General features: G+C 44.8%; 11 protein-coding genes. 6 read left to right on the forward strand and 5 right to left on the reverse strand.

Annotated features, from left to right (window positions below; genetic code table 11):
* Positions 1 to 5: 5 nt before the first annotated feature.
* The 3 genes from argA (at position 6) to FX988_RS08685 (ending at position 2218) form a co-directional block, all read left to right on the forward strand.
* Positions 6 to 1316 (forward strand): amino-acid N-acetyltransferase, encoded by a 1311-nt coding sequence (gene argA, locus FX988_RS08675; RefSeq protein ID WP_160179241.1) that lies wholly within the window; start codon positions 6 to 8, stop codon positions 1314 to 1316.
* A gap of 84 nt (positions 1317 to 1400) precedes the next feature.
* On the forward strand, positions 1401 to 1751 hold the full coding sequence (locus FX988_RS08680; protein WP_160179242.1) for a HopJ type III effector protein: 351 nt from the start codon (positions 1401 to 1403) through the stop codon (positions 1749 to 1751).
* Between the two features lie 59 nt (positions 1752 to 1810).
* Complete coding sequence (locus FX988_RS08685; RefSeq protein WP_160179243.1) at positions 1811 to 2218, forward strand: YkgJ family cysteine cluster protein; 408 nt, start codon at positions 1811 to 1813, stop codon at positions 2216 to 2218.
* Between the two features lie 71 nt (positions 2219 to 2289).
* On the opposite strand, the gene FX988_RS08690 is transcribed toward FX988_RS08685, so the two are convergent.
* From FX988_RS08690 to zwf, 5 genes are read right to left on the reverse strand one after another with little or no spacing between them, the layout of a single operon-like run.
* Positions 2290 to 2937: a bifunctional 4-hydroxy-2-oxoglutarate aldolase/2-dehydro-3-deoxy-phosphogluconate aldolase gene (locus FX988_RS08690; RefSeq protein WP_160179244.1), complete on the reverse strand. Its 648-nt coding sequence runs from the start codon at positions 2935 to 2937 to the stop codon at positions 2290 to 2292.
* Positions 2938 to 2942: 5 nt separating this feature from the next.
* Positions 2943 to 3896, reverse strand: coding sequence for a glucokinase (locus FX988_RS08695; protein WP_160179245.1), 954 nt, complete (start codon positions 3894 to 3896; stop codon positions 2943 to 2945).
* A 2-nt stretch (positions 3897 to 3898) separates the two neighbouring features.
* Positions 3899 to 5722, reverse strand: a complete 1824-nt coding sequence (gene edd / locus FX988_RS08700; RefSeq protein WP_160179246.1) for a phosphogluconate dehydratase — start codon at positions 5720 to 5722, stop codon at positions 3899 to 3901.
* A gap of 9 nt (positions 5723 to 5731) precedes the next feature.
* A complete protein-coding gene (pgl, locus tag FX988_RS08705; protein WP_160179247.1) occupies positions 5732 to 6424 on the reverse strand; it encodes a 6-phosphogluconolactonase in 693 nt (230 codons plus the stop codon).
* Between the two features lies 1 nt (position 6425).
* Positions 6426 to 7916: a glucose-6-phosphate dehydrogenase gene (zwf, locus tag FX988_RS08710; RefSeq protein ID WP_160179248.1), complete on the reverse strand. Its 1491-nt coding sequence runs from the start codon at positions 7914 to 7916 to the stop codon at positions 6426 to 6428.
* 275 nt (positions 7917 to 8191) lie between these two features.
* Between zwf and FX988_RS08715 the strand changes: the two genes are divergently transcribed.
* The 3 genes from FX988_RS08715 (at position 8192) to FX988_RS08725 (ending at position 12153) form a co-directional block, all read left to right on the forward strand.
* Complete coding sequence (locus tag FX988_RS08715; protein WP_160179249.1) at positions 8192 to 9046, forward strand: MurR/RpiR family transcriptional regulator; 855 nt, start codon at positions 8192 to 8194, stop codon at positions 9044 to 9046.
* Between the two features lie 330 nt (positions 9047 to 9376).
* Positions 9377 to 10813: a pyruvate kinase gene (gene pyk, locus FX988_RS08720; RefSeq protein WP_160179250.1), complete on the forward strand. Its 1437-nt coding sequence runs from the start codon at positions 9377 to 9379 to the stop codon at positions 10811 to 10813.
* A 164-nt stretch (positions 10814 to 10977) separates the two neighbouring features.
* Positions 10978 to 12153, forward strand: a complete 1176-nt coding sequence (locus FX988_RS08725; RefSeq protein WP_160179251.1) for a saccharopine dehydrogenase family protein — start codon at positions 10978 to 10980, stop codon at positions 12151 to 12153.
* The last annotated feature ends 90 nt before the right edge of the window (positions 12154 to 12243 follow it).

Below are 12243 nucleotides of genomic sequence, written 5' to 3' on the forward strand. Positions count from 1 at the left end.
AACACGTGGTACTTTCACACAATGACAGCGTAAAGCTATTTCGCAATTCGGCGCCCTACATCAATGCCCACAGAGGGAAAACCTTCGTGTTGATGTTCGGCGGTGAAGCCGTGGAAGATGCGAACTTTGCCAATATTATTCAAGATATCGCCCTGCTTAACAGCTTGGGCGTGCGTTTAATTTTAGTGCATGGTGCGCGTCCGCAAATTGATCAGCGTGCAATATGGCGCAAGGTTGAGCCGCGTTTTTCAGAAGACGTACGCATAACAGACAAGCAAACTCTAGAATGCGTGAAAGATGCCGCAGGTTCTGTGCGCTCACAAATTGAAGCATTGCTTACAATGGGCTTGGCTAACTCGCCCATGCACGGGGCACAAATTCGCGTGTGCTCAGGCAACTTGGTAGTCGCCATGCCAATTGGCGTGCGTAACGGTGTCGATTTTGAACACACCGGCTTAGTGCGACGTGTCGACGTCACTGGCATTAACGACCATCTAGATGATGGCTCAATTGTATTGCTCCCTCCAATGGGGTATTCACCCACAGGAGAAGTGTTCAATTTAAGTCACGAAGATGTGGCGACCAATGTCGTAAAAGCCCTTAAAGCCGACAAGCTGATCATCTTCACCGAGAAAGATGGCTTAGTGGATGAAACAGGACGATTGCTACGTAACATTCAGCTAAACTCGTTATATCCCATGTTAGAGCAGGAGCATTTACAGCGCGAAAAACACAGTATTCAAACGATCATCGATAGTCTTGAGTCTGGTGTTAGCCGATGTCACTGCGTCAGTTATGGGCAAGATGGCGCGCTGCTTCAAGAGCTTTTCACTCGCGACGGTGCTGGCTCGCTGATTTCGCAAAGCTATTATGAGCAGATACGTAGCGCAACCATTGAAGATGTAGGCGGCATTCTGAACCTTATTAATCCGCTTGAAGAAAAAGGTATTCTCGTTAAACGCTCTCGGGAAATTCTAGAGCGTGAAATCGAACAATTTACCATCATTGAACGCGACGGTATGACCATCGCCTGCGCTGCCTTGTATCCTTACTTAGAGGAACAATGTGGTGAGCTGGCATGCGTCGCTACGCATACAGATTATCGTGGTGGTAACCGTGGTGAGCGCTTACTAAGCGCGATCTGTGAGCAAGCAAAGCTTCAAGGCCTAACCTCGATATTTTGTTTAACGACTGTGACCTCTCATTGGTTTCAAGAGCAGGGATTTGTGCGTGCCACCCTTGATGATTTGCCGGCCAAAAAGAAGCAACTTTACAACTTTCAGCGCAATTCAAAAGTCTTTATGTTGACGCTTTAATAGGCGTATTTAGCATTACCCCTATCTGCATAAGCGGTTTCAGTCGAAACCGCTTATGTATGTTTCTTATTCTTTAGGACAAACATGACAATCCAAGATCTTATTAACCAAGTACGTTCTCAGCCGCAAAGTGTTGAATTTAGCCAAGTGATCAATACTATCCAACAACATTATCAATACACTGCGACGGGTTTCAGCAATGGTGAAATCGTTAATGAAAAAGGCAGTAATGAAGGCTCATGCAAAATTTTATATTTTGCACACCTCAATCAACTAACTGAATCCGAGACACTGCATTTGTTCGGTGCTTTTTATCGAGATGATGTATTACAACACCCTAACGCCAGTGACCATGGCAACATTCGCAACTTTATGCAAACCGGTTGGAAGGGTGTCAAATTTGATTCTGCGCCATTAACACCAACAAGCATCTAATACCTTTGACTCTCTAACTTGCTACACTTACCCCACCATCCAGTTGCGGTCGAACGAACGTGAAAGAATGCACTCAGTGCGGTAAGTGCTGTACCCAGTACGGTGACGGCGGTTTGTCGGTCACCGACAACGAAATCGATATGTGGGAGCTGTTTCAACCCGATATCGCTCAATACGTTAAAAATGGCTTAATTTGGTCAAGCCCTGAAACCGGTAAACGCTTAGATCATTGTCCATTTTTGCGTGTTATTCCTGGGGATAAAAATAGCGCTCACAGCAAAGATATATACACCTGCGATATCTACTATGATCGTCCAGATGACTGCCGATACTACCCTGTTACGATCAAGCAAATGATTAACGATGAGTGCGAAATGCTCGAAGATAACGATCTTGCCGACCCGGTTAAGGCGCAAAAAGCGTTGGATACGCTAATGAAAGACAGTCGACCCGCATTTGATAAGTAGATTGGGTCTGTATTGCAGAGACTAAAAAGGCCACTAAATAGTGGCCTTTTTTATGCTACTAAAACCGGAATTTAGATACCTTGTGCACCAGCAACGGCTTGCTTAGCAAGTTCGGTGATGCGATCCCAATCACCTGCTTCAACTGCATCATCTGGCGCTAACCAAGAGCCGCCAGCACAACGCACGTTAGGCAATGACAAATACTCAAGGTAATTAGTTGGGCTTATGCCACCTGTTGGGCAAAATGCGATATCAGGGAATGGACCACCGATCGCTTTGATCGCTTTAACACCACCAGATGCTTCCGCAGGGAAGAATTTAAAGTGGGTGTAACCAAAGTCAATACCGCGCATTAATTCAGAAATTGAAGAAATACCTGGAATAAGTGAAATTCCGCCTTTGTTACCCGCATCCAATAAATCTGAAGTCATACCAGGGCTAATGGCGAACATTGCACCAGCTGCTTCAACTTCTGCTAATTGCTTAGCATTGGTAACGGTACCCGCGCCTATGATGGCCTCTGGTACTTCAGTAGCAATGGCTTTAATCACGTCTAATGCAGCTTCAGTGCGCAAGGTGACTTCTAATACGCGAATGCCACCTGCAATTAATGCTTTTGCTAATGGTACCGCATGTTTTACATCCTTGATCACCAATACAGGAACCACAGGTCCTTGACTGAAGACATCTTGAGACGAAATTTTCCAATTTTTTGTCATTGTAGTTAACCTTTATAATGCTGTTGTAGGTATGCCATAGCACCGATCAAGCCGTGATCGGGCTCGGTAATAATGTATGTAGGTATGCCCGCTACGTAATCACGAAACCGGCCTTTTGCTTCAAAACGTGCGCGAAATTCACTTTGTTGAATAAATTCAACAAACCGAGAGGCGATCCCGCCACCGATATAAACACCACCGCGCGTACACAGGTTTAAGGCTAGGTTGCCAGCAAAACTCCCCATGATACGACAGAACTGCTCAAGTGTTTCTCTACACAGCGAACAACTGTTATCAATTGCTCTGGAGGTAATATCCGCTGCGTTACTGTACTCTGACGGTACATTCTTGGCCGCAGCTAACCCCTGATAGATATGCACAATCCCTCGTCCTGACATCACTTCTTCTGCTGAGGCATGGCCTAGCTTTTTGGTCAAAAAGCGCAGAATAGCAATGTCATTTTCATCGACTGCTGAAAAGTCAACGTGTCCACCTTCCCCATCTAGCGCTTTCCATGCGCCGTCAGTGCAAGTTAAGTGCTCAACGCCTAACCCAGTACCAGGACCAAAAACAGCAATATTGGCTTCAGGTATCGCTTGCCCTGAACCAATTTGCACTTTTTGGCTGGCATCCAGCTTAGGCAGTGAATGGGCCACTGACGTGAAGTCATTAATCACGCCCAGCCAGCTTAGCCCTAAATCGGTTTGCACCTGTTTAATCGAAAAGGCCCAAGTATGGTTAGTCATTTTCACAAGGTCACCGGCAACTGGGCAGGCAATAGCCAAGCACCCAGCTGCAAACTCAGTAGTCGGAAACTCAGAAAAGTACTGTTTTATCGCATCATTTACTGTGGCGAAGTCCGCACACAAGTACTTGCGAATTTCAGCGACTTGACCATCAACAACCTGAGCTAAACGAATATTGGTTCCACCAATATCTGCTACAAAATTAGCTGCCACAATTAATCATCCTGTCCGACGAAAAGCGAACATGCACCTTGCTCGGCACCTGTAAGCGTTGAACGCATACCAGCGAACATTTCACGGCCCATTCCAATTTGATGAGAAGCAACATCCGTCACCTTCGCTTCACGCTTTGAAAGCTCTGCTTCATCTACGTGCAGCGTCATGTGACCAGTTTGAGTATCAAGCTCGATAATGTCGCCGTTTTGAACTTTTGCGATCAAACCGCCTTTAAGCGCTTCAGGGGTCAGGTGAATGGCAGCAGGTACTTTACCTGATGCACCTGACATACGACCGTCGGTCACCAGAGCAACTTTAAAGCCTTTATCCTGCAACACACCTAACGGTGGAGTAAGGCTATGAAGCTCAGGCATACCGATGGCTGAAGGCCCTTGGAAGCGCACCACAACAACACAGTCTTTGTTCAAATCACCCGCTTTAAAAGCCGCTGCAAGTTCGAACTGATCTTCAAACACAACCGCAGGTGCTTTCATCTTGCAATGAGGTTCACGTAATGCTGAGGTTTTCATTACCGCACGGCCTAAATTTCCAGTGAGAACGGATAATCCGCCATCAGGCTTAAATGGTTTTTCCACACTGGCAACCACTTCTTTGTCGAAGGATTCTTTCGGACCATCACGCCAAACAAGTTCACCGTTTTCAAGCATTGGCTCTTGGGTATAACGCTCAAGACCGTCACCACAAATGGTTTTCACATCGTTGTGCAACAAACCAGCGTTTAATAGTTCTCTGAACAATAACGCCATGCCGCCCGCGGCGGTGAAATGGTTTATGTCGGCTGAGCCGTTAGGGTAAATGCGTGTCAGCAATGGCACCGCATCTGAAATATCAGAAAAGTCATCCCAATTGATGGTGTAACCCGCCGCTTTCGCCACTGCAACTAAGTGCATAGTATGGTTAGTAGAACCACCTGTTGCTAACAACGCCACCAAACCATTGACGATAGCTTTGGCATCAACAATATGACCGATTGGGCGATAGTCTTCGCCTAAGTCAGTAATACGCGTGACTTGGCGAGCCGCAGCGTCTGTTAACGCTTCACGCAGTGGGGTACCTGGGTTAACAAACGATGAACCTGGCAAGTGTAAGCCCATGGTTTCAACAACCAATTGGTTACTGTTTGCAGTACCGTAGAAAGTACAGGTTCCTGCTGAATGATAAGACTGAGATTCAGCTTCTAGCAGTTCTTCACGGCCTACTTTGCCTTCAGCGTACATTTGACGTACACGGGCTTTTTCTTTGTTTGGAATACCTGAAGGCATAGGGCCTGCAGGCACGAAAATAGTCGGCAAGTGACCAAAGCTTAAGCCACCAATTAATAGCCCTGGGACAATTTTGTCACATATGCCCAGCATCAAGGTACCGTCAAACATGTTATGCGACAAAGCAACCGCTGTTGACATAGCAATTACGTCACGGCTCATCAGGCTCAAGTCCATTCCGGCATTACCTTGAGTAACCCCGTCACACATTGCTGGCACGCCACCGGCAAACTGCGCGACACTGCCTACTTGCTGAATTGCTTTTTTCAGTATTTCTGGGTAGTCATGGTAAGGTTGGTGAGCAGATAACATGTCATTGTACGACGAGATAATCGCAATATTCGATTTCGTCATGCTACGTAAATCAGCTTTATCTTCAGCGCCACATGCGGCAAAACCGTGTGCTAAGTTACCACAAGACAGGGTGCCACGGTGCGGGCCCTGTAAACGCGCTTTTTCAATCTTATCTAAGTACGCTTTGCGCGAATGTTGGCTGCGCTCAATAATTCGCTGGGTGACTTCTTGAATGATGGAATTCATATCTTTCTCCTAGGGAGCCCACATTAATTCAACGTCGGCGCTATTCAGCACCGCACGTATGGGCATTTCATGCTCGTCGCCACCTTTTACAGCTTTATCAAGTACCTGTTTCTTGCTGTCACCAGTTAAATGCAAAAATATATTTTTGCTGTTCAATAGCGCGGGTAAGGTTAACGACATGCGTTGGTTTGGCGCGGTCGTGGGCTGTACAGCAATGTACGTACGACGGGCGCCCTGGTCTAAACCTTGATGAATTTGTTCTGAGCAAGGGAATAACGAAGCTGTGTGCCCATCTTCGCCCATGCCAAGTATTAATACATCAAATGGGGTGTGTAATTTGGCAAGATTTGCAGTGCAGGTTTCAACTGCATCTTTTGCATTGTCATGCTCTGTTTTAAGGCCAACGAAATTGGCCGCTGCTGCTTTATTTTGTAATAACTCACGACGCACCATTTTTTCGTTGCTGGCATCGTCGTCTGTTTCAACCCAACGCTCATCAGCAAGGCTAATATCAACCTTAGACCAATCAAGCGCTACCTTTGATAAAGCGTTAAACAATGCCTTTGGTGTTCTACCACCAGAAACAACCAAGCTAGCTCGGCCGTTTTCATTAATACCTGCGGTTAAAATGTCGACGATGCTCTGAGCGAAAGTCGCATTCAGTTCATCTGTTGATTGAAAGTTATTTTCATTTAAAGACATATTATTTTTTCCCAATTCTGCTTTCATACCAAGCACGGTTTTCACGTGCTAGCAATGCGATAGAAGCAACCGGCCCCCAGGTACCTGCTTGATAAGGCTCTGGTGGTTCATTGGTGTGTTTCCATGCTTCGATGATGCCGTCAACCCATTTCCAGGCATACTCAACTTCATCACGGCTTACAAATAACGCCTGATTGCCTAACATCACTTCTAGCAATAACTTTTCGTATGCATCTGCAATACGGTCGTCTTGGAAGGCTTCTGAGAAACTCAAATTGAGGCGAGACTTTTGTAAATCCATACCACTGGTACCTGTCAAACCAGGTACCTTGTTCATTACCGTGACTTCTACGCCTTCATCTGGCTGCAAACGAATAGTTAACTTGTTAGGCGGTAACTGAGCAAAACTGTCTTCAAATAAGTTATGTGGTTGACGTTTGAAATAGATAACCACTTCACTGGTTTTGTTTGGCAAACGTTTACCGGTACGTAAATAGAACGGCACACCGGCCCAGCGCCAGTTGTCGATATCAACGTTCAAAGCAACGAAGGTTTCTGTTTCGCTACGCGGGTTCGCATCTGGCTCATCTAAATAACCAGGTACTTCTTTACCTTTCACGAAGCCACCTATGTACTGACCTCGAACACTCTTTTGATTAATGTTGGTTGAATTGATCGGGCGTAGTGCTTTGAGTACTTTTAACTTTTCACCGCGAATACTGTCAGCATCAAGTGTGGTAGGAGGCTCCATGGCGATTAACGTCAAAATTTGTAACAAGTGATTTTGCACCATGTCACGCATTTGACCTGCAGTATCAAAATACCCCCAACGTCCTTCAATGCCCACAGATTCAGCAACGCTGATTTGCACATGATCAATGCTGTTGTGATCCCAATTGGTAGCAAATATTGAGTTCGCAAAACGCAATGCAATAAGGTTTAAAACCGTTTCTTTACCTAAGTAATGATCGATACGGTAAATTTGTGATTCGTCGAAGAACTCAGCGACCTGATCATTAATCACTTTAGAGGATGCCAAATCATGTCCGATGGGTTTTTCTAGAACGACGCGCATACTCTTATCAATAACATCTGCAGCTTTAAGACCACGACAAATATCACCAAAGATAGAGGGAGGAGTAGCGAAATAACAAACCATGGTGCGTGATGCGTCTACGTGTTCAGCAAAAACACTATAACTTTCAGCGTTCTTCATATCGACACATACATAATCTAGCTTAGCGGAAAAACGCTCCCATGTTTCGGTGCATAAGGTTTCACCGCTAAACTGTTCAATATTTTCTTTTACTAAAACCACATATTCTTGCAAGCTGATGTCGTCTCGGGCTACCCCTAAGATCGAGGTTTCAGCATGCATTAGTTCTGCTTTCTCTAACTGGTAAAGCGACGGAAGTAATTTGCGGCGAGCTAAGTCACCTTTGGTACCAAATAGAACAAAATCGCACGGAGCGGATGAATTATCTAACGTCATTGTGTTTAACCTGCTAATTAATAAAACTGCGTGATTGGAATTGGGCTAATAATAACACTTCAATCATGACTTATCTTTGCCCACAGTTAACAACAAATGTTGTAATTTTACAACGTTTGTTGCGAAAAGGCGAAGCATTCTGCCTCCTTCTCGACCATTAAGACCGAATTTTCGCTTTTTTTTGTCAAAAAGTTACAAGAAGGTTACCAAGTTTGCCACTGACAGTGTTATTCTTTGCATTACTTCATGATTTTAGTTAAGAATTCTGTGGGCATATGAACATTCTTGAAAAAATAACTCAGCATAAATTAGCGTTTAGTAAGTCAGAACGTAAAGTAGCCGAAGTCATTTTGGCGAATCCTCAAATCGCTATACATAGTAGCATTGCCACTCTTGCCAAGATGTCAGACGTGAGCGAACCCACAGTCAACCGCTTTTGTCGACGTTTAGATACCAAGGGCTACCCAGACTTCAAATTGCATTTGGCTCAAAGCCTAGCCAACGGGACTCCTTACGTAAACCGTCACGTTGAAGAAGATGACGGTCCTGAGGAATACACTAAGAAAATCTTTGAATCGACTATGGCTTCTCTTGAAGTAGCACGCCAATCTGTTGACATCAATACCATTAATCGCGTAGTGGATTTGCTAACCCAAGCACAAAAGATTTCTTTTTTCGGCTTAGGCGCCTCGGCATCTGTTGCTCACGACGCGCTGAATAAATTCTTTCGCTTTAATGTACCAGTGGTTTATTTCGAAGACATTTTAATGCAGCGCATGAGTTGCATGAATTCATCTGAAGATGATGTTGTAGTACTTATTTCACATACAGGGCGCACCAAAAGTCTGGTAGAAGTCGCGCAAATAGCCCGCAGTAACGACGCTACTGTCGTCGGCATAACCTCACAAAACAGCCCTCTGGCTAAAGAATGCAATTTGGTCTTATCGTTGGAAGTACCAGAAGACACTGACATGTACATGCCCATGGCATCGCGAATTGCCCAGCTAACATTAATTGATATTTTAGCCACTGGTTTTACCTTACGCAGAGGCACTAAATTCCGCGAAAACTTAAAACGTGTAAAAGATACGTTACGAGGTTCGCGCTACGACAAACGTAACGAACAGTAGGAAAATCGTACAAAAAAGGCGGTTAATTACCGAGAATTGGTCTGACCTCGCATCAATAGTCCGCCTTTAATAGCTTTTTTTGTTAAAAAATTTCACAATAATGACTTATTAATCTAGTATTTTCGTAATTTAATTACGAAATAGTAATTAATCTGTCAGCTTCAGTTGTTATAATCACATGCTGATAGAGATGTAAGATAAGCAACGGTAAAATTTACACTTGGCTTTTATGCACTATCAGCTTATCGCGACAGATACTCAGTAATCATAAACAAAATTTAATACCTGCATTCCTGAAACAGTATGCGCCACAACCAGAGCAAATTACCTATGTTAAGACGAACCAAAATTTTAGCTACATTGGGCCCAGCAACAGACACAGTTGAGCAAATAGAAGGCATAGTTCAAGCCGGAGCAAACGTAGTACGCATGAACTTCTCTCATGGTACTGCTCAAGATCACATCGAGCGCGCCGAAAAAGTTCGTCAAGTAGCGAAAAAGCTTGGCAAGTACATTGCTATCTTAGGAGATTTGCAAGGTCCAAAAATTCGTGTAGCGAAATTCAAAGACGGATCAATCATACTTGGTATGGGTGACAAATTTATCCTCGATGCTGATATGGGTCGTGAAGACGGTGACCAAAACGCGGTTGGTATCGACTATAAAGCACTGCCTAAAGACGTGAATACAGGTGATATTCTATTACTAGATGATGGTCGTATACAGCTTAAAGTAGTGCAAGTAGAAGGTAACAAAGTACACACCGAAGTGACGGTAGCTGGCAAATTATCTAACAATAAAGGCATTAATCGTTTAGGTGGTGGGCTTTCTGCAGAGGCCTTGACAGAGAAAGACAAAGAAGACATTAAAACAGCTGCCATTATCGGTGTTGATTATTTAGCCGTCTCTTTCCCGCGTTCTGGGGATGATTTGCGCTACGCGCGCCAACTTGCTGAAAAAGCAGGTTGCCATGCAATGATTTGTGCCAAAGTAGAGCGTGCTGAAGCCGTTGCGACTGATGAAGCCATTGACGATATCATTGAAGCGTCTGACGCAGTTATGGTTGCACGTGGTGATTTAGGTGTAGAGATCGGTGATGCTGAACTAGTCGGTGTACAAAAGAAACTGATTGCTCGTTCACGTCAATTGAACAAAGTGGTTATCACAGCAACACAAATGATGGAAACCATGATCACCAGCCCGATGCCAACCCGTGCAGAAGTCATGGATGTGGCCAATGCCGTTCTTGATGGAACCGATGCAGTGATGTTGTCAGCAGAAACCGCGGCAGGTGATTACCCTGTTGAAACAGTGGCGGCTATGGCCCGTGTTTGTGTAGGCGCAGAAACCCACCCTAGCGTTAAAATTTCTAAGCATCGCATGGATGAAAGCTTTGGCTCAGTAAGCGAAACAGTTGCGCTTAGTGCAGTTTATGCCGCAAATCATTTGAGTACAGTAAAAGCCATTGTTGCCTTGACCGAGAGCGGTAGCACTCCCCGCTTAATGTCACGTATCACCACTTCATTGCCGATTTATGCTTTATCTCGTCATGAGTCAACATTGAACATCATGGCGCTTTACCGTGGTGTTAAACCCGCATATTTTGATTCTCGTGGCAGCAGCCCAGGTGAATTGACTAAAGACGTAGTGGCAATCATGAAAGAAAAAGGCCTACTTGAAACCGGTGATTTATTCATCATGACCTATGGTGACAATATGGAAACCATAGGCGGCACAAACGCCTGTAAGATTGTTGCTGTTTCCTAAGCCCCATCGACAATATCCCCAGATAAAAACGTGCTGAGAATGCACGTTTTTTTTTGCCCAAGTTTCCTGTTTGTTTATTTATAGTTACGCATCACGTAAATAAAGTTAAATTTCTCCCTAGTCCTCTTACTATCAATCAACCTGTTTAGAATAGAGAATGATAAATGAGCACAAACAAAGAATTCGATATCGTCGTTTATGGCGCTTCAGGCTTTACTGGCCGTCTAGTAGCAGAATACTTGGCAAAGCAATATGCAGATGACAATAGTTTCACCTGGGCAATGGCTGGGCGTAGTGCTGATAAATTAGCATTAGTACGCGATGAGATTGGTGCACCAAAGGATACCCCTCTGGTGGTCGCTGACGCTGAAGATGCGAGCTCAATGCAAGCCATGCTTGATAGTACACGTTTAATCCTGACCACGGTTGGCCCTTATCAGCTTTATGGCTCTGAGTTAGTCGCCATGTGTGCCCAATCAGGTGTTGATTACGTTGATTTGTGTGGCGAGCCAGTTTGGATGCGCCATATGATAGATGCAAACGAAGCTGCAGCGAAACAAAGCGGTGCTCGAATCGTGTTCTCCTGTGGTTTTGATTCCATTCCGTTTGATTTAGGCGTATATCATTTACAGCAATTAGCCCAAGAAAAATTCGGCCATACATTTAACCGAGTCAAAGGTCGGGTTAAAAAAATGCAAGGGACCTTCTCTGGTGGCACAGCAGCGAGCTTAAAAGCCACTTTAGCCGCTGCGAAACAAGATCCAAAACAGTTTGAGTTGCTGCTCAATCCATTCTCTTTGACCCCAGGTTTCGCAGGCACTGAGCAACCAGCCGGGGATAAACCCTATTTTGAAGAATCGCTTAATACCTGGGTAACGCCTTTCATTATGGCCGCGATTAATACGCGCAATGTGCACCGCAGCAACATGCTACTCAGTCACCAATACGGCAGCGATTTTGTTTATGATGAAATGCTGATGACAGGCCCAGGAGAGAAAGGGGAAACGATCGCTAAAGCAGTGGCCAGCGATAAAGGCATGATGAAAGATGGCGGCCCTAAACCTGGTGAAGGTCCAAGTAAAGAAGAGCGTGAAAATGGTTTTTACGAGGTGTTATTTGTAGGCAATGATCAAGAAGGCCAAAACTTAACCGTGAGCGTTGGCGCCACACTTGACCCGGGTTATGGCTCGACTTCTCGTATGATCACCGAAGCAGCCTTGTGTCTGATTAAAGACTCAACCGATACTCCTGGCGGTATTTTGACCCCAGCATCGGCTATGGGCGACACGTTAATTAAGCGTTTAGTAGACAACGCAGGCTTAACGTTTAAACAACTGTAACTCAACCCAGTTAGAATAAGAGTTAGAAAAGGAAAAGCCCAAGCAAATACTTGGGCTTTTTGATCTAAATACCTTTCAAACGAAATCGAT

It is taken from the genome of Paraglaciecola mesophila (genome assembly GCF_009906955.1).
Lineage (GTDB): Bacteria > Pseudomonadota > Gammaproteobacteria > Enterobacterales > Alteromonadaceae > Paraglaciecola > Paraglaciecola mesophila_A.

Excerpts from the sequence above, each read along its gene's own strand:
- FX988_RS08680 (WP_160179242.1), top strand. The coding sequence starts at position 1,401 with ATGACAATCCAAGATCTTATTAACCAAGTACGTTCTCAGCCGCAAAGT.
- FX988_RS08690 (WP_160179244.1), bottom strand. The coding sequence starts at position 2,937 with ATGACAAAAAATTGGAAAATTTCGTCTCAAGATGTCTTCAGTCAAGGA.
- edd (WP_160179246.1), bottom strand. The coding sequence starts at position 5,722 with ATGAATTCCATCATTCAAGAAGTCACCCAGCGAATTATTGAGCGCAGC.
- pgl (WP_160179247.1), bottom strand. The coding sequence starts at position 6,424 with ATGTCTTTAAATGAAAATAACTTTCAATCAACAGATGAACTGAATGCG.
- zwf (WP_160179248.1), bottom strand. The coding sequence starts at position 7,916 with ATGACGTTAGATAATTCATCCGCTCCGTGCGATTTTGTTCTATTTGGT.
- FX988_RS08715 (WP_160179249.1), top strand. The coding sequence starts at position 8,192 with ATGAACATTCTTGAAAAAATAACTCAGCATAAATTAGCGTTTAGTAAG.
- pyk (WP_160179250.1), top strand. The coding sequence starts at position 9,377 with ATGTTAAGACGAACCAAAATTTTAGCTACATTGGGCCCAGCAACAGAC.
- FX988_RS08725 (WP_160179251.1), top strand. The coding sequence starts at position 10,978 with ATGAGCACAAACAAAGAATTCGATATCGTCGTTTATGGCGCTTCAGGC.